The following is a 17,796-nucleotide window of genomic DNA, read 5'->3' as shown; positions in this document are numbered from 1 at the left end:
TTTATATGACAGTCGTAATAGAATGGATACGCTAAACTATGACGATTGTCATAACAAGGGTTTTTCTCCATGAGTCCCCGCCAATCCGATGCCCGGCAGCGCGTCGTTTCGACTGCGGCCGAGATGCTGGCGCGACATGGCCTCAATGCAACCAGCATCCGCGAAATGGCCAAGCGCGCCGAGGCGCCAGTCGGCTCGACATACCACCACTTCCCCGGTGGCAAGCAACAGGTCGTGGTCGAGGCGGTGCAGTTCGCCGGAGCACAAGTCAGCGCGAGCCTGGAGCGACACCTGCAGGCGGGCGCCGCGGCGGGCCTGCGCGGATTCCTGGCAATGTGGCGCGAAATCCTGCTGCGATCGGACTTCCGCCTCGGATGCCCGGTAATGGCCGCGGCTGTCGAGGAGCCGATCGATGAGGTCGCTGCCGAGGCCTTGAGCGCAGCGGCGCAGGTTTTCAGTGACTGGGAGGCGAAACTGGCCGCCTCCCTGGCTACGCAGGGGCATCGGCTCGAATCTGCATCCAGGCTTGCCACTTTGATCATCGCGAGCGTGGAGGGTGCGATCGTTTTGTGCAAGGCACACAGAAGCATTGCGCCGTTCGATCAGATTGCCGGGGAGTTGGAGCGCCTTGTCGCGTGAGCTGTACAAGCCCAGATGCATCCAACTGTCCGCACTTGGCCAACAGCGAACGGCAGCCACCCGTCCAATGAACCGGTAGGCCGATCAGAAATTTGTGGTTTGGCCGATCAAGACGCTTGGTGCGTACAAGAGGATTCGTACAAGGGAGCGGTCCTTCAAGGGGGCGTTCCTTGCGGCGAAAGCCGCTCGCGATCTTGCAGAAAGTCTCTTAACGAAGGCGTCGATCGGTTCGGGTCGCGCAAACCGGCAAGCATCTCGGATGCACACTCCGAAATCGCTGACCATCCCAGAGCGGCGAGGCGTGTATGCGTTCGAGCCGCATTTTCCTTTGTTTTTGGCGCTCAAGCGTCATTGCGTAGCTGCTGTCATGTTCACATCAATGAGGCCGACCATGGCCGCGCTTTCGCGCCACAGTCGATCCCAGGCGTCTGCGCTTCGTGCCAGCTCGGAAGGGCCGGGGAGTATAGGGTTTCCCTTGATCAGTGAGATGTAGATCCGCCCGGGCGGTGGGGTCACCACGCCGAGGGCGACTTCGGCCAGGGCTTCGCCTGAACGCTCCGGTGTGCCCACGACGTATTCCGGACGGAAGAGGGCGATCACACGGAATACGGTATGCATCAGGAAGGTAACGAGCGCCCGCATGACCGGCGAACTGTTGCGGCCCAGCAAGGTGCCACCAGTGAGCCCGGGGCTGAAAGCGATCACCCTGATCTGGCGGGTCTTGACATCGTCGAGCGCGGTGAAGGGCTGGGCGGTCATCAGGTTGCACAGCTTGGAGGCTGAATAGGCGCGGATGCCGCTGCCGAATCCGCTTTGGCGCGGGTGCGCCAGCGCCTGCGGGTCGAGCGTCTTGGGTGCGATCGGAGTGACCGCAGGGTCATGCGTTTCGCTCGTCGCTCGTAGTGATCACCAGGCGGCCGTGGTCGGCCATGTGCGGTATCAAGAGCCGCGCCATCACTATGTTGGCAAACTCACGGACGCTGGTGAGCGAGGCAAGGTGGAGTGAAATGACCTCGACTCCAGGTGGCGCGGTCGGAGCGCGGCCTCGGGCGCCGATCATGATTCGCGTGCGGGGCTGAGCGGCGATGTGCTGGATGGCAGGTGCGCCCAGTTCCGAGGTGGCACCGGTCATGACGACGATGCGCTGTGCTTTGGGGTGATTCACAGCTGATGCTCCATTTCCCGTGAACTCAGATCCTGGAGGAACGGGATTTAGCTCGTCATGCCCGAGATAGCGTGATGGCGCGTTCGGGACAAGCCGAGACGCATAGGCCACAGGCTTCGCACGCGCCTGCGTTCGGCATGAACGCTTGCTTCCAACCGTGGGCAAACCCCTTCACCTTACCGATCCATGAGAGATCGGCTCGCTCTGACTTGGGCAACACGCCAAGCTCGAACACGTCATTGGGGCAGGCGGGGACGCAGTCGCCCTTGCCCTCGCACCGGTTGCGATCGATCACCGGCACGAACTTCCCGGGCGCTTGCTTGCACAGCGCAGCTTGAGTTTTTGGCTCGTTTTTCATGAGGTCCTTGGGGGCGGGTTACTCAATGGCGGCCATTCAGGGTGGCCTAAAGGCATTGTGGCATTTAGTGACAATTGTCGTAAAGTGACTTATTGGCACGAAGTGACAGTTTCGGATAGGATGGTGCCCATGACAGAAAAAAATCTCGGCCTGCGTGAGCGGCACAAAGAGAACACCCGCCAAGAGCTGTTCAGCCTCGGACTTAGGTTGTTCATGAAGCAGGGCTTCGACAACACCACGATCGACCAGATCGTCGAGCCGCTGGGCATCGCCAGGCGGACCTTCTTCAGGTACTTCAAGGTCAAGGAGGACTTGGTCTTTGCATGGAATGCCGAGAAGACGGTCGAGCTGGTCGCCGAACTGAACGGCAGGCCGCCTGAGGAGGCGCCTTTCGAGGCGGTCTGCGGGGCGCTCTCCAGCCTGCTCAAGCGCTATGACGCCAATCCCGACATGGCCTTCGCGCTGATGCGCCTGTTGAAGGAAACGCCTTCGCTGGTCGGCAGGGAATGCGAGAAGCGAATGATCTGGGAGCAGGCGCTTGCGGTCGCGCTCGTGCAGCGCGTGGGTGAGCACGCGATGAGTCCCCTCAAGGCGCGAATCGTCGTGGGCACGGTCATGGCCGCGTGGACGGCCGCTCTCGACGAATGGTACGAAGGCGGTGGCCAGGCGGATCTACGGCCTATCGTGGAGAAGGCATTCTCCATGGCCCGCGAGCGATGACAGCGGCCAGGTCCGACGACGTGTCGCAATCGCGCGATGGCCGCGGGTCGCTTCACGTCGCGTGCGCACTGGCGGCCATGCTTTGCATTGGCGGCTGCACGACACAGCCGCCGTACTCAAGGCCCCAGCTCGACATGCCGAAAGCATGGGCCAATGCGCGAGCTGGCACGCTCGTTGATGGCACGGGATCGGCGCGCGACGACTGGTGGACGCAATTGGGCGACCCCGTCATCGACGTGCTCGTCGCCTCTGCCTTGACCGATAACCCCACGCTCGCGCAAGCGGCTGCGCGCGTCGATGAGGCGCGCGCAGGATTGGGCGCGAGTGGCGCCAGACGCGCTCCGCAGCTTGGCGGCAATGGTGCGCTGTCGCGAGGCAAGTCGCAGAGCCAGACGGGTGGCACCGACACGATCAGCGCCACTTCGGGTTCCTTGGGCGCCAGCCTCTCGTGGGAGCTTGATCTGTGGGGACGCGCACGTGCGACGGAAGAGGCGGCTCGCAGCCGGCTCGATGCGCGCAACGCCGATGCCGAGGAAGCCCGGCTTTCCCTGGTGGCGCAGATCGCCGATGGCGTCGTGGCCTTGCGCGCCTGCAACTATTCGCTTGCCATTCGCGATCAGGACATCGGCTCGCGTGAAATCGAGCTTTCGCTGATCCGGCAGCGCCTCGCCGTCGGCAATGTCGCGCCCGTGGAAGAAGCCAGCGCACTGAGCGCGCTGGCCTCCGCGAGAACCAATCGACTGAGCCAGGAAGAGAGCTGCACGACCCTAGTGGACGCCTTGGTTGCGCTCAGCGGTCGTGAGGCAACGACGATTCGGCACCTCATGAGCCGGCCACCTTTGCCGTCCGGCGGTGCCTCGACGGCATCCGCCATCGGCCGCCTCGATGAGGCCGCGGCCATCGTGCCCACCGCGCCTCCAGTTCGCCTGGATCTTCCCGCAACCGTTCTCCTCCAGCATCCCGCCGTCCGGTCGGCCGAGCGGGAACTTGCAGCCAGCTATGCAGAGATCGGCGTTGCGCGTGCTGAACGGCTGCCCCGCGTCGATCTGTCCGCGCTCCTCACCGGGCAGTGGATTCGCGCGCTGGGATCGACGATCCACTTCGATACCTGGTCCGCCGGTGCGGCGGTGTCCGTACCGATCTTCGATGCGGGCTTGGGCGCTGCCAACGTGGATGGTGCAGAAGCGCGGTATCGCGCAGCCCTGGCGGGCCTGGCATCCACGCTGCGTACCGGCACGCGCGATGTCGAGGATTCCCTGGCTGCGCTGTCGTCGGCCGAGCAGCGTGCGGACACGTCCCGGCAGGCTGCCAATGCGGCTGCTGTCGCGCTGCGTGCGAACGAAGCCCGGTATCACGCGGGTGCCATCAGCTTGTTCGAGCTGGAAGGCTCGCGCCGGCAGGTCAACGGCGCGCAGGAAAGCGCCATCGCCGCTGCTTCCGACCGCGCCCGGTCCTGGATCTCCCTCGTGCGCGCAGCAGGGACCCCGCCATTGTCGGCCACAGCACTGGAACAGCCCGTAGCCGAGGAAACGACCGACGCTCCGACCAAAACCCCCTTCGCCGGCAACGAAAGTCATCGCTGATGAGCCAAGAACAAGAACACCGCAACCCGCCCACTCAGGGGCACCTCCGAAGGCACCGGATCGCGTATCTCGTGGGCGCGATTGCCCTGGCCGTGGCGGTGCTGGTGATCGTCGTCGTCAAGCGCGACCCGACGCCGACCGAAGAGGCTGCTGCGGCGACACCGGCGCTGACCGTAACCAGCGCCGCCCCTCGGGAAGTCTCATGGCCCATGGCGATCAGGGCTTCGGGCGCAATTGCTGCATGGGAAGAAGCCAGCATAGGCGCACAGATTGGTGGCTATCAGCTCATCGATGTTCGCGTCAATGTCGGGGATGTCGTCAAGAAGGGGCAGGTCATCGCACGTTTCGATCCGGCTCTGCTGCAGGCGGATCGCGCGCAACTGAAGGCGGATGCCGATCAGGCCGCCGCCAACCGGCAGCGTGCTCTGACGCTGCAAAGCAGCGGCGCGATGAGCGATCAGGACGTGCTCCGGCTCGTGACTGAATCCAAGACCGCCGAGGCGCTGCTTGCTGCCAATCAGTTGCGGCTGCGTTACACCGACGTCACGGCGCCAGACGATGGCGTCATCAGCGCCAGAACGGCAACGCTCGGCACCGTCATTCCTGTGGGTCAGGAACTGTTCCGCATGATTCGCCGGGGACGCCTGGAATGGCGCGGGGAATTGACCGCCGAGCAGCTCGCCCAGGTCGAGGTCGGGCAGGAGGTCGCGCTTGAGCTTCCCGACGGCAAGACCGCGAAGGCGACGGTTCGCCAGACCTCGCCCATCCTGGACAGTGCCTCGCGCCTGGCCATCGTTTACGCCGACATCCAGCCGGGAAGCACGGCACGGGCCGGCATGTACGCCGACGGCAGGCTTGGACTCGGGACTGGTCCGGCGCTGGTCGTGCCCGCCGAGAGCGTGGTCATCCGCGACGGGCGCAGCCATGTCCTGGTACTGGCCGACACCAGCGCCACGCCCCGCGTTTCGCTGCGAGGTGTCACCGTCGGCCGGCGCAGTGGTCGGGAGATCGAGATCACCGAAGGGCTTGGCAAGAACGAGTACGTCGTCGTCCAAGGTGCAGGGTTCCTCAAGGATCGTGATCTGGTGCGCATCTCCCAAGGCCAGCCTGCAGGAGCGGCCAGGCCATGAACTTCGCCACCTGGTCCATCCGCAATCCCATCCCCTCGATCCTGCTGTTCGCGTTGCTGGCGCTCGCTGGGTTGTGGGGGTTTCAGAAGCTGCCTACGCAGGACTTGCCCGACCTGGATCTGCCGATGGTCACTGTGGCTTTGTCGCAGCCGGGCGCGGCCCCTGCACAGCTTGAAACGGAGGTCGCACGCAAGGTCGAAGACGCGCTGGCGACCTTGAGCGGCCTGAACCACCTGAGCACATCGGTCACGGACGGCCTAGTGTCGATCCAGGTGCAATTCGTGCTGGAAAAGAACCTGTCGGACGCGCTGATCGAAACCAAGAACGCGGTGGACGGTATTCGCTCCGACCTTCCGCCCGACCTACTGCAACCGACGGTCAGCGCATCCAACAGCGTCGGTGCTCCCGTGCTGACTTATGCCATCGCGTCGTCCCGCCTCAATGAGGAACAGCTTTCCTGGTTCGTGGACGACACTGTCGCCAAGGCGATTCTCAGCGTGTCCGGCGTCGGCCGGTTTGAGCGGCTGGGAGGCATCGAGCGCGAGGTTCGGGTTGAGGTTGATCCACTGCGCATGTCTGCCCTGGGTATCACGGCGGCGGACGTTTCCCGGGCGTTGCGCCAGGTGCAGCAGCAATCCTCGGGCGGTCGTGGCCAGCTTGGCGGCGAAGAGCAGTCGGTTCGCACGATCGCCACGGTTCGCCAGGCATCGGAGCTTGCGGGTCTGCGAATCGCGCTGTCCAACGGCAAGAGCTTCAGGCTGGACCAGATCGCGACGATCGTCGATGGTCAGGCCGATCCCATGCACGCAGCCCTGCTCGATGGTGAGCATGTAGTCGGCTTCAGCGTGTACCGCGCCAGGGGCTTTGACGAGGTGCGGCTGGCCGAGGGCGTTCGCGAGGCCCTGGCCGGTCTTCAGCAGGCCGACCCGACGCTCAGCCTGACAGGGATTTCAGGGTCGGTTGGCCAGACGCTGGAGCAGTACGAGGGCTCCATGGCGATGCTGTACGAGGGCGCCATCCTCGCGATGGTCGTCGTCTGGCTTTTCCTGCGTGACTGGCGGTCGACGCTGATCGCCTCGACCGCTCTGCCGCTGTCCATCCTTCCGGCTTTCGCGGCCATGGCCTGGCTGGGCTTTACGCTCAACACCGTGACGCTGCTGGCGCTGGCGGTTGTCGTCGGCATCCTGGTCGATGACGCCATCGTCGAGATCGAGAACATCGAGCGCCACCGGCACATGGGCAAATCGATCCGGGAGGCCGCGGAGGATGCCGTGACCGAGATTGCCCTGGCGGTCATGGCGACCACCATGAGCCTGGTGGTCGTCTTCCTGCCGACGGCCATGATGAGCGGCATCGGCGGCCTGGTGTTCAAGCAGTTCGGCTGGACCGCCGTGATCGCCGTGCTCGCTTCGCTGCTCGTGGCGCGCCTGCTCACGCCCATGATGGCGGCCTACCTGCTCAAGCCCGAGCCGATTCCCGAGAAGGAAGATGGCAGGGTCATGCGCTGGTACATGGCAGTGGCGCGCTGGTGCCTGGAACACCGCAAGACCACCCTGGGCGGCGCGGTCCTCTTTCTGGCGGCTTCGCTCGCCCTGGTGCCTTTCATCGAGACGGGCTTCATCCCGGCCTCCGACAGCGGCACCACGACCGTCAACATTGAGTTGCCGCCGGCCAGCTCGCTGGAGGACACATTGGCGGTCGCCGAGTCGGCCCGCAAGGCCATCGGCGACGTGGATGGCATCGCCCATGTCTTCGCCACGGTGGGCAATGCGCAAAGTGCTGGCCCCGGTGGATCGCGGGCGGGCGAAGTTCGGCGCGCTTCGCTCACGCTCACGCTGGGGCCACGCGGCGATCGGCCGTCGCAGCAGGTCATCGAAAAGGCCGTGCGGGAACGCCTGGTGGACATTCCCGGAGCGCGCTTCGCCGTCGGTGGTGGCGGGCCAGGTCAGAAGCTATCGATCATCCTCGCCAGTGACAACGCCGAGGCACTCAAAGCGAGCGCGCAAGCGGTGGAATCCGAACTGCGCGACGTCAAGGGCCTGTCGGGCATCGCGTCAACGGCCAGCCTTGAGCGCCCCGAGATCATCATTCGCCCCGACCCGGAGCGCGCCGCCGAGCGCGGCGTGACGACCGCAGCGATTGGCGACGTGGTGCGGGTGGCGACCAGCGGCGATTTCGACTCGCAGGTGGCGCGCCTGAACCTCGACAACCGGCAAGTCTATATCCGCGCGCGCATTCCCGACGCCGCACGGCAGGACATCGACACGATCGGCAACATGCGCGTGCCGGGGCGCGACGGGCCGGTGCCGCTTGCCAGCGTCGCCAGCCTGTCAGTGGAGAGTGGCCCCGCACAGATCGACCGCCACGACCGCCTTCGCAACGTCACCATTTCGGCTGACCTGGGAGGCACCGCGCTCGGAACGGCGCAGGCGGCTGCCGCCAACCTGCCATCGATCAAATCCCTTCCGTCCAGCGTGAAGGTGATCGAGGCCGGCGACGCCGAGATCGTTGCCGAACTTGGCGCGGGCTTCGCCATGGCGCTCGTGGTCGGCGTGCTATGCATCTACTGCGTGCTGGTACTGCTGTTCAGGGACTTCCTTCAACCCATCACCATCCTTTCCGCCATCCCCTTGTCCATCGGTGGTGCGTTCCTCGCGCTGCTGGTCACGAGAAGCGAGTTGAGCGTGCCTTCGATGATCGGGCTGGTCATGCTCATGGGGATCGTCACCAAGAACTCCATCCTGCTCGTCGAGTACGCGGTCATCGGCATGCGCGAGCGTGGATTGCCTGTTCACGACGCGCTGCTGGATGCGTGCCACAAGCGTGCCCGTCCCATCGTGATGACCACCATCGCGATGATCGCCGGCATGTTGCCCATCGCGCTGGGGCTCGGCGCGGATTCGAGCTTTCGCCGGCCGATGGCCATGGCAGTCATCGGAGGCCTGATCACATCGACCGCCCTCAGCCTGCTGGTCGTGCCGGCCGTGTTCCTGTACGTGGACAGGTTCGAGAAGTGGATGGCGTCGCTCGGTTTTTTTCGACACACCGAGCGTGCCACCGCAGGCGCGCAAGGCGCTTGAAGGTTGACGCACCGGTCGTCGCCCGGATGGAGCAGTTCCGCGCCTTGTCCGTCGCATCAATGCGTGGCGGAGGCATTTTTCACGTCGTCCTTGAAAGGGATCAATCATGTCGTCACACCTTCATTGCGCAATCCGGCTGCGACGTCAGCCGTCCTACGCGGCGCTGCCGATTCTGCTCGCCGGCATTTTTTCCGCACCCGTCGCCTCGGCGCAGACCGACGACACGAAGAAGTCTGCGACAGATCAGGCGATGGCCGAAACCGCGCGCGGTGAATCGACGTGGGGGATCGGCGTCGCCGGCGGCATGCAGTATCGCGTCTATCGCGACTTCGACAACCGTGTGCGCGGCCTGCCGATGATCACCTATGAGAACAAGTGGATTCAGGTGGCCGGCCCTGGCCTGGACGTCAAGCTCCCATCGGTCGGGCCAGTGTCGTTCAGGCTGCGTGGCCGGTATGCCGTGGAGGGGTTTGATTCCGGCGATTCGCCGTACTTCGCGGGTATGCGCGATCGGGATTCCAGCTTCTGGGTCGGTGGCGCTGCCATCTGGCGTGCCGGCATTGCCAATCTCTCTGCCGAAGTGCTTACCGATGCCATGGACAACAGCAAGGGAAAGCGGGCCACGCTGCAGATCGACCGGCGCTTCACCGCAGGCGTCTTTGGCTTGACACCGCGGCTGGCGGCCGAATGGGTGGATAGCAAGTACGTGGACTACTACTACGGCGTGAGGTCGGACGAGGCGCAGAGCTGGCGCCCGGCCTACAGCGGCAGCTCCACGGTCAATACCGAGATCGGGCTTCGCGTGGATTGGCAGCCCATGCCCAAGCACACCCTGTTCCTCGACATGGGCGCCAAGCACATGGGCAGCTCGATCCGCAACAGCCCGCTGGTGGAAAAGAGCACGCAGTACGGCGTGGGACTCGGCTACCTCTATCGGTTCTGAAAGGCGACCCATGGCATCGCCCATTCAGGGCGTTTGCCGGGTATCGCATTCGACTCGAAACGAAGGGGATGCAGTGCACGTCCGCCTGAACGCCCATTAGCGCGTTCACCGTCCGCCCCATGCCACCTGCGTTCATCTTCATCATCAATGTGGAAGGGCGGTTATGGCCATTTTTAGGAAATCCAGACGTTTCAGGAATCTCGACGGCAGCGAAGCTCCCGGCACCGTGGTGCCGGGATTTCGGATGCTGGTCGTCGATAGTCTTGCAGGTCGGGGCCGCGGTGTACCTAGAAAGGCATCTGTGCCGTGTGTGGTGCCCGATCTTGCCGCGATCACCACTCCACCGGGCGCGGGTGAAGGCGCGCGTCTGACCTGGATCGGGCATGCGAGCTGGCTGGTTCAGCTCGAAGGAAAGTCGTTCCTCATCGATCCGGTCTTTGGTGAGCTTGCCCTGGGGCCAGGGGGGCGGAATGTTCCGGCTGGCCTGCGCCCCGAGAATCTGCCGCCCATCGACGCGGTGCTGATCAGTCACAACCACTACGACCATCTCGACCTTCCGTCTGTGAAGAGTGCCGACGCGCCGGTGATCGCCGGCCTTGGCATGACGTCGTTCCTCGCAAGAAAGAGGATTTCCGCGAGTGAGTTGGATTGGTGGCAGTCGATCGACATCGGCCCCGTGAGGGTGACCTTCGTGCCTGCCCAACACTACAGCCGCCGCGGCCTAACCGACGCCAACGAAACGCTGTGGGGTGGATTCGTTGTCGAGGGAGCTTCTGCCTGCATCTACCACTCGGGTGATACCGGGTATTTCGACGGGTTCCGGGAAATCGGCCGTCGTTTCCCGGCGATCGACGCCGCGCTTCTACCCATCGGTGCCTACGAGCCGTCCTGGTTCATGCGCCGCCAGCACATGAATCCCGAGGAGGCCGTCAAGGCATACATGGATCTTGGTGCCGGGTACTTCTTCGCCATGCACTGGGGGACGTTCAAGCTGACCTACGAACCGCTCGACGAACCGCCGGTTCGCTTGGCTGCGGAGTGGGAGCGCCTTGGGCTTCCTGCATCGGGAAAGCGGGTCCTTGCCGTTGGCGAAACCGCGAACGTGTGGCGGTTCCCGAATGACTAAGGCTGTGCCCGCCTTGGGCAAGGGAACTGCACCGAGGCAAGGCGCGCTGCGGCACGCTCATTCGGCGGCAGTGCCCGCAGGCTGCTTTGCGCAGGCCGGCGTTGCCGTTCCTGCGTGGAAGGGATGGATGGCGATCGGTGCGGTGCTCTGGAGCGGTTCGGTGCTGGCCGACGAGGGGTGTGACCGCAAAGGGGTCGCGGCGGAATCCACGGTCAATCTGCGTGTCGATAACGACCTGTTCGGTGGACTCGGGCAGGACCAAGGCTATTCCAATGGGTTCCTGCTGACCTTGGTCTCACCCAACTTGGTCCATCGCGCCGATGACCCGTGCCTGCCTGACATTGCGAGGCGGTTGAATCGCACGTTCTCCACGTTGCAGCCTGGTGGATTCGATGAGCTGAACATGACCATCGGGCTGGGGCAGATGATGTACACGCCCACGGACCGCGTGCCACGCGAACTCATTGCCGACGATCGGCCATATGCCGGCGCGCTGATGTTCAGTGTGGGCTACAACGCCCGCAGGGGCGACCATCTGCGCACCTCGCAGTTGCGGCTGGGTATCGTCGGCCCCGCCGCCAAGGCCAGGGAGGTTCAGGACTGGTGGCATGGCGTCATTGACGTGGACCGCTTCAACGGCTGGGACAACCAACTGCACAACGAGCCCGTGGTGCAGTTCATCCACGAGCGACGCAAGCGTTTTGCACCGATGCAGTCTTCGGGGCCATGGCGCTGGGACGCGATTGCACACTGGGGCGGCAGCCTGGGCAATTTCGCCACCTATGCCAATTCCGGGATGGAACTGCGTTTTGGCTACCTGCTGCCGGATGACTTCGGGACGGCGCCGCTGCGACCCGCCGGTGAGAACACGTCCCCGATCCGAACGAGCGCGACACAAGGTTGGCGCGGCCACCTGTTTGTCGCTGCCGATGCGCGCTGGGTCCTGCGCGACATCACGCTCGATGGCAACACTTTCCGCTCTAGCCACAGCGTGAACAAGCGCCCATTCGTGGCCGACATCGGTTACGGCATCGCGATCACCCACGGCCATTGGCGTTTCGCCTTCGCCCGCTACAACCGCACTCGCGAGTTCGAGGGACAGCGCGAGAGGCCGAGCTTTGGCAGCTTCACCATCGGCAGGCGTTTCTGACGACGCTTGCGCCAAAGGAGAAACAAGATGGAACCCCCGAAATCGCAAAATGTTGTCTTGATGACCGGAGCCACAAGCGGCTTTGGCTCATTCACCCTGCAAGACCTCGTCGCCTCTCCGAGCACGAGGATCATCGTGGGCGCTCGTGGAAAGAACCGCACCGTGCCGGAAGGCGTCGATGTTCTCCCGCTCGATCTCGCCTCCCTGACCAGCGTGCGTGACTTTGCCGGCGCCGTGATACGGCAACTTGGTGATAAGCGCATCGACATCCTTGTGCTCAATGCTGGCTTGCATGGCACAGCAGCCGATCAGCGTAGCGCGGATGGCTACGGCCTGACGTTCGCGGTCAATCACCTTGCTCACTACCTGCTGGCGCGTCTCCTTCTGCCGCACATCGCCGAGCATGGCCGGATGGTGATTACGTCGAGCAACATGCACGATCCGCCCATCAAGGCGATTGGCCCCAAGACGCTGGAACTTCAGGAATGGGCGCATCCGACGAAGGGTGGCTCGGGCGACGGCATTCGCTCCTACAGCGCCTCGAAGCTATGCAACCTCATGACGGCGTTGTACCTGGCCCGGCAAGACACGGTGGTAACGCGCCAGATTGATGTCATCGCTTTCAATCCTGGGCTTACGGGAGGCGCAGCCGGCCGGGAAGCGTCAGCTCTGCAAAAGGCGATTCTCGGCATCGTGATGCGCACGATCTTCCCTTTGATCGGCCTCTTTCGTCCCGAGTTCGTGATGAATGCGCCCGAACACTCGGGCAGGATGCTGGCCGACGTGGCGCTGGGAACACTCTCCCTACCGAACGGCCGCATCTACGTCTCCTTGGTCAAGGGAAAACCTACGTTCCCCGATCCCTCGGCGCTGGCATGCGACCGTGAGGCACAGGACCGATTGTGGCGGGAGAGTGCCGATATGGTTGGTCTTGAGGAGTCACTCGCATGAGTTTCTCGACAGGGTTGGTTCGCCCCATAGGTCACCTAACCGGGAGCTTCTTGCAATGGACAACCTGACTCATGCCTTGGTCGGCGCGGTTTTGGGGCAGGCAGGGCTCAAGCGCCGGACAGCGCTCGCGATGCCGGCATTGATGATCGGGGCGAATCTGCCCGACATAGATGTTCTGTGTGCCTTCTTTGGCAACGGCCTCGTGTGTCGGCGAGGCTGGACGCACGGCCCGGTCGGATGGCTCGTCCTGCCCGCGGTTCTCACGCTAGCGCTGCTGTGGTTCGACAGATGGCAAACGCGCAGAGCGCCGCGGCCGGCCGCGAGGCCAGCCGTCAGGCCCGGTCAGCTTCTCCTGCTCAGCTATATCGGCGCGCTGTCTCACCCTTTGCTCGACTTGATGAACAGCTGGGGCATCCGCCTTCTGATGCCGTTCTCCGAGCGATGGTTCTACGGCGACGTGCTTTTCATCGCCGACCCTTGGATCTGGCTCGCGCTTGGCGTGGGAATCTGGATTTCCCGACGCCGCGAGCGCTCGGGCACAGGCAGAGCCGAGCGCCCGGCGGTAGCTGCCCTGTTGGTGGCCACGCTCTACAGCGGGGCTATGGCTGCCGGTGGGCGGGTTGCGGAACAGCGTGTCGCCCGCCAGTTCGAGGCTTTGGGCCTGGGGCAGCCGCTGCAGGTGCTGGCCAACCCGGTCCTCGCCGACCCGTTTAGGCGCCGGATCATCGTGCGGACGGCGGATGCGTACGGCTTCGGCGACTTCCGCTGGTTTCCGTCGGCTCACCTGTCGTTGGATCGCCAACTCGTCCCTACGCATATGGACCAGTCAGCCATTGCCCTGGCGGCCCGGCAGAGCAAGGTGGTGGCCGATTTTCTGTATTGGTCGCGCCTGCCGTTTGCGACGGTCCACTCCAGCGCTGGAGGAACCGCCGTGACGGTAGGTGACGCGCGGTTCGGGGCGCGGCCGGACGCCGGAATTTTCTCGGTAACGGCCACCGTGCCGGAAGAGCAGGGCGATCAAGCAGGTAGCCGGGTTCCAACCGATCATTAGCGACGCGGTATCGAGACGTCCAACTTGCGGCAGTCTCAGTTGCCTCGCATGAGCAGCACGATCCGGCCAGGCGGGCGTGGGCCGAGTTCCGCATTCTTGACGATGGACAGGGCATCCGTGAACGGTGCTTCCAGGCCGATCGAGGAGCGCAGCTTGCCTTCGTTAGCCAAACCCGCGAGTTCCTGCAGGTTCTTGAACCCCGCCGTGGCGAACACCATGCTGTAGCGCCCTGAAACGAAGCCGCGCAGCATCCTGCCAGGGGTGGGGTTGATGTCGACGAAGCGGCCTTTCGGTGTCAGCAACGCCAATCCATCGGAAACGGACAGCGTTCCGAGGGTGTCGAACACCGCGTCGTAAGGCCCGTTCGATGCGAATGACGCCTTGTCCGCATAGGTGAATACCGGATCGACGCCGGCGGACCTGACGCTGGCCACGGAGGCTGGGCCGCAGGAGCCGCTGACGTGCGCGCCATGCGCCAGCGCCAATTGCACTGCGGCACTGCCCACGGCGCCGCTGCAGCCATTGATGAAGATGCGCGAGCCCGGCTGCGCCCTGGCGGCACCGACGATGGCGGCCCAGGCGGTCGCTGCCGGAATGGGAATACATGCGGCCTCGCTGAACGAAAGGGAAGCAGGCTTGCGAACCACCAAGCGGGCGTCGGCATCGACGACTTCGGCAAAGGCGCCCTGTTTCTTGATTTCGACCGTGCCGAACACTTCGTCACCGGCCCGGAAGTCCGTGACATCGGTGCCGACCTGCTCCACCACACCGGCGAAATCCGAGCCCATGCCTTGCGGGAACTTCCTGCCGGTGACGATCTTCATGACGCCTTGGCGGATCTTCCAGTCGAGCGGATTGATGGCCGCGGCCCTGACCCTAACCCGCACCCGTCCCGGAGCGAGCTCCGGCAACGTGTGCTCGCCCAAGGACATCGTTTCTGGGCCGCCGTAGCGGCCGAATTGCACTCGTTTCATGGATCTTCCATTTGCTGGTTGATGGGGGCCGTCTGGCTGCTTCTATGGGTTCGAACTTGCCGAGGCATTGGAGTCCCCGGCGATGTTGGTGGTGACAGACCGCGGACTTTCCTCGTTGCCCAGCGTGGCCAGCATGACCGAGGTCTGCCAATCGAAGTACGGATTGAACGTGAGCCTCGCGTGGACCTTGCCGTCCTCGCGGTAGCCCCAGTCCGAGTACCACACGGGCACTCCCTGTTCGCAGGCTTGAGCCACGCGTTCGGCTTGACCGTTCAGACAGATGCGAAGGCTGCCCTTGTCGCCATAGAGCGGATTGGCCGGTGAGAACATCAGGCCCATGTGCGAAAACTGGCTGATGTGCTGCTCGGGAAGCCGGTCGCCTCGGATCAGGATGCGTGCGGCGTCGGTCAATGCCTTCGGTTTCGTTCCGTACCAAATCAACCGGCTCTGCGGGTTCGTGAAACGGTGCTGGAAGACATCGAGCAGGTAGTCCGTGTCGAGAACGGAATCGTGCTGCGCGACCACCATGAAGACTGGCTTGTCGTAGGTCTGCTCGCGCAGGAGACGCCGCGCGATGACGCTGGTGCGATAGAACTGCGCGTATCCGTTGGTCGGCACGTTCATGTATCGAACTGGGGTTTGCATGGGGAACGAGCCATTGGGGCTCATCAGCCAGGGACGGACCCGGGCAGCCAGCGGCGCAACCCAGTCGAACGGCATGCTTTTGAAACCGGGCGAGAACAGCACCAGGCCCGCGATCTCTGGATGGCCGTAGGCGTACTCCAACACAAGGTTGGCGCCGGTGGAAAACCCGCCCAGGTACACCGGCCCGTCGACATCGTTCTCAAGCGCCAGCGCCTGCTCCTGGACGGTGCGCTGCCATTGCTCGGCCGTCACGGCCAGCAAGTCGTCGGGACGCGTGCCATGGCCGGGAAGCAGTACCGTGCGCACGAGAAATCCCTGTGCGGCCAATGCATGCGCGACGTCATGGAACGACCAGGGCGAGTCGCCCAGGCCGTGGACCAGCAGAATGCCTTTTTGTGGCGGCGCATCCACGCCTTGTGAAGCGGGGCGCCATTCCTGCGGACCGTTCCACTGCAATTCCGCTTCCTTGTCGGGCAGCTGGAAATTGCGCGCCGCGCGCATTGCCATGAGCGTTTCGCTTCGGTAGTCGTCGAAGCTCACCGAAGCGATCGGCTCATCGACCTTTGGCACCGTCGTGCAGGCACCCAACAGGCTCGAGGCGGCCAAGGCAAGCGCCGCCAACGCAAGGATTCCGAACAGGCGAGAGGCCCAAGGGCGATGCCCCGATTTACGCCAATTCGGCATGGTCTTCTTTCGTCAGACGGATGTTGCCGGCTGCCACGTTCTCTTCCAGATGCGCGATGGCACCCGTCCCCGGAATGGCGAGCATCACCGGAGAGTGGGCCAGCAACCAAGCCAGGGCGATCTGAGCGGTGGTGGCGCCATGCCGGACCGCGATGCGCGCCAGGCGCCCGTCGTCGAGCCTTTGCGAGCCGCCGCCCAGCGGGAAGAACGGGCAGAAGGCAATGCCTTCGGCAGCGCATGCGTTCAACAGGCTGATGTCGTCGCGCTTGCCGAGATGGAAGTGGTTCTGAACCGCCACGACCGGTGCGATCGAGCGCGCCTGGGCGAGGTGCTCGATATCGACATTGCTGATGCCAAGGTGCCGGATCAGCCCTTCCTCGCACAGCTTGGCCAATGCCTCGAAGCGCTCGGCCAGCGACTCGCCGTGCGGCACCGCCATCTCACCGATGCGCAGGTACACCAGGTCGAGATGGTCCAGCCCCAGGCTTTGCAGGTTCTCTTCGACCAGCCGGCGCATCTCGGCACCGGTGGCGGGCCGGTGGCTGCCGTCCGGGTTGAACACCACGCCGACCTTGGTCGCGATCACCAGGTTGGAAGGGTAGGGGTGCAAGGCCTCGCGGATCAGTGCATTGGCGCGCACCGCGCCATCGCCGCTCTGGTAGAACTCGGCCGTGTCGACCAGGTTGACGCCAAGTTCGACGGCCCGGCGCAGTACTGCGCGCCCGGTTTCCGGATCGCGCGCCGCGCCCCGGAAACCATTGCAGGGCAGACGCATGGCGCCGAAGCCAAGACGATTGATCAGCAAATCGCCGCCCAGGCGGAATTGATTCTGGTTGGAGACAGGCAGGTTCATCTACTTGCTTGCACCGTGGAGGAATGTGGTGACGGCTTGGCTGACGATCTCGTCGACCTCGCCATCGGACAACGGACCGGAGGCCAGGCCCGAGGCTGCGCGCAGCTTGGCGTTGCTGGCCACCATGCTGATGAACTGTTCGGCCAGCGACTGCGCGGGCACCGCGCTTGAGAGCCCCTGCCCGAGGCGCTGCTGCTGTCGCGCAACCCATGCCGCCAGAATCCCTACAGCCTTGCCGTAGCTGACGTCCCACATGGCTTGCGCGACATCGGGAAAGCGCCGGCCCTCATTGACCAGCAACCGGTGCAGCGCCAGGGTGCGTGGCGAGAGCGCCGATATCAGCAACTGCCTGCCCAGGCGTGGAAGCACATCTGCGGGTTCCCCGGAGACGTTTAGCTGCTCCAGTGGCTTCGCCACTTCCGCGCACAAGCGAATCATCGCCTCCTTGAACAACCCCTCCTTGCCGCCGAAGTGGCTGTAGATGGTGCTGCGCGAGCCGCCGACGCGATTGATCAGGTCATCCACGGCCACGCCATCGAAGCCGCGCTCAAGAAACAGCTCCGCCGCCACGGAAGTCAGATCCCGCAGGCGCTGAGCCCCTTTCGCCGTCCGGTGCTTGGGAGGGAGAGTTCGCTCTTTGTCAGCCAAGTCGGTTCGCCTTTGTTGATTTCTAGATGTACTGTACTATACAGTACAAAACAGAGCTTGCCAACCACCCTTGTCTTTTCCAACCGAGGCGATCGC

Annotated in this window: 17 protein-coding genes; 10 read left to right on the top strand and 7 right to left on the bottom strand. The window is 64.1% G+C overall.

The window, feature by feature from the left end; translation table 11 throughout:
- Positions 1-69: 69 nt before the first annotated feature.
- Entirely contained in the window at positions 70-639 is a 570-nt protein-coding gene (locus L3V18_RS01425) for a TetR/AcrR family transcriptional regulator (protein ID WP_237052835.1), read from the top strand.
- Between the two features lie 348 nt (positions 640-987).
- Here the strand turns inward: L3V18_RS01425 and L3V18_RS01420 are convergent, their stop codons facing one another.
- From L3V18_RS01420 to L3V18_RS01410, 3 genes are all read right to left on the bottom strand, one after another.
- A complete protein-coding gene (locus tag L3V18_RS01420; RefSeq protein ID WP_237052834.1) occupies positions 988-1,398 on the bottom strand; it encodes a hypothetical protein in 411 nt (136 codons plus the stop codon).
- 118 nt (positions 1,399-1,516) lie between these two features.
- Positions 1,517-1,804 (bottom strand): Rossmann-fold NAD(P)-binding domain-containing protein, encoded by a 288-nt coding sequence (locus L3V18_RS01415; RefSeq protein WP_237052833.1) that lies wholly within the window; start codon positions 1,802-1,804, stop codon positions 1,517-1,519.
- Between the two features lie 55 nt (positions 1,805-1,859).
- Complete coding sequence (locus L3V18_RS01410) at positions 1,860-2,162, bottom strand: 4Fe-4S binding protein (RefSeq protein WP_237052832.1); 303 nt, start codon at positions 2,160-2,162, stop codon at positions 1,860-1,862.
- Between the two features lie 129 nt (positions 2,163-2,291).
- On the opposite strand from L3V18_RS01410, the gene L3V18_RS01405 reads away from it, so the two are divergent.
- The 9 genes from L3V18_RS01405 (at position 2,292) to L3V18_RS01365 (ending at position 13,896) form a co-directional block, all read left to right on the top strand.
- Complete coding sequence (locus L3V18_RS01405) at positions 2,292-2,882, top strand: TetR family transcriptional regulator (RefSeq protein ID WP_237052831.1); 591 nt, start codon at positions 2,292-2,294, stop codon at positions 2,880-2,882.
- On the top strand, positions 2,807-4,465 hold the full coding sequence (locus tag L3V18_RS01400; RefSeq protein WP_343226310.1) for an efflux transporter outer membrane subunit: 1,659 nt from the start codon (positions 2,807-2,809) through the stop codon (positions 4,463-4,465). Before L3V18_RS01405 ends, L3V18_RS01400 begins: the two co-directional genes overlap by 76 nt.
- Positions 4,465-5,595 (top strand): efflux RND transporter periplasmic adaptor subunit, encoded by a 1,131-nt coding sequence (locus L3V18_RS01395; protein ID WP_237052830.1) that lies wholly within the window; start codon positions 4,465-4,467, stop codon positions 5,593-5,595. Before L3V18_RS01400 ends, L3V18_RS01395 begins: the two co-directional genes overlap by 1 nt.
- Positions 5,592-8,675: an efflux RND transporter permease subunit gene (locus L3V18_RS01390; protein ID WP_237052829.1), complete on the top strand. Its 3,084-nt coding sequence runs from the start codon at positions 5,592-5,594 to the stop codon at positions 8,673-8,675. Before L3V18_RS01395 ends, L3V18_RS01390 begins: the two co-directional genes overlap by 4 nt.
- Positions 8,676-8,781: 106 nt before the next feature.
- On the top strand, positions 8,782-9,618 hold the full coding sequence (locus L3V18_RS01385; protein ID WP_237052828.1) for a MipA/OmpV family protein: 837 nt from the start codon (positions 8,782-8,784) through the stop codon (positions 9,616-9,618).
- Positions 9,619-9,781: 163 nt separating this feature from the next.
- On the top strand, positions 9,782-10,744 hold the full coding sequence (locus L3V18_RS01380) for an MBL fold metallo-hydrolase (RefSeq protein ID WP_237052827.1): 963 nt from the start codon (positions 9,782-9,784) through the stop codon (positions 10,742-10,744).
- Positions 10,745-10,871: 127 nt separating this feature from the next.
- The gene (locus tag L3V18_RS01375; protein ID WP_095647659.1) at positions 10,872-11,894 is read left to right on the top strand and encodes a lipid A deacylase LpxR family protein; all 1,023 of its coding nucleotides are present in this window, start codon (positions 10,872-10,874) and stop codon (positions 11,892-11,894) included.
- Between the two features lie 27 nt (positions 11,895-11,921).
- Positions 11,922-12,845, top strand: a complete 924-nt coding sequence (locus tag L3V18_RS01370; RefSeq protein WP_237052826.1) for an SDR family NAD(P)-dependent oxidoreductase — start codon at positions 11,922-11,924, stop codon at positions 12,843-12,845.
- Positions 12,846-12,900: 55 nt separating this feature from the next.
- Complete coding sequence (locus L3V18_RS01365; RefSeq protein WP_237052825.1) at positions 12,901-13,896, top strand: metal-dependent hydrolase; 996 nt, start codon at positions 12,901-12,903, stop codon at positions 13,894-13,896.
- Between the two features lie 35 nt (positions 13,897-13,931).
- On the opposite strand, the gene L3V18_RS01360 is transcribed toward L3V18_RS01365, so the two are convergent.
- The 4 genes from L3V18_RS01360 to L3V18_RS01345 are packed head-to-tail and all read right to left on the bottom strand — an operon-like array spanning position 13,932 to position 17,700.
- A complete protein-coding gene (locus tag L3V18_RS01360) occupies positions 13,932-14,870 on the bottom strand; it encodes an NAD(P)-dependent alcohol dehydrogenase (protein ID WP_237052824.1) in 939 nt (312 codons plus the stop codon).
- A 42-nt stretch (positions 14,871-14,912) separates the two neighbouring features.
- Complete coding sequence (locus L3V18_RS01355) at positions 14,913-16,199, bottom strand: alpha/beta hydrolase (protein WP_237052823.1); 1,287 nt, start codon at positions 16,197-16,199, stop codon at positions 14,913-14,915.
- Complete coding sequence (locus L3V18_RS01350) at positions 16,183-17,052, bottom strand: aldo/keto reductase (protein ID WP_237052822.1); 870 nt, start codon at positions 17,050-17,052, stop codon at positions 16,183-16,185. The genes L3V18_RS01355 and L3V18_RS01350 overlap by 17 nt, the downstream gene beginning before the upstream one ends.
- Complete coding sequence (locus tag L3V18_RS01345) at positions 17,053-17,700, bottom strand: TetR/AcrR family transcriptional regulator (RefSeq protein WP_305068963.1); 648 nt, start codon at positions 17,698-17,700, stop codon at positions 17,053-17,055.
- Between the last annotated feature and the right edge of the window lie 96 nt (positions 17,701-17,796).

This window comes from Marilutibacter chinensis (genome assembly GCF_021725675.1).
Taxonomy (GTDB): Bacteria; Pseudomonadota; Gammaproteobacteria; order Xanthomonadales; family Xanthomonadaceae; genus Marilutibacter; species Marilutibacter chinensis.
The sequence above is the reverse complement of the archived record's forward strand: the minus strand, read 5'-3'. Positions and strand labels throughout refer to the sequence as shown.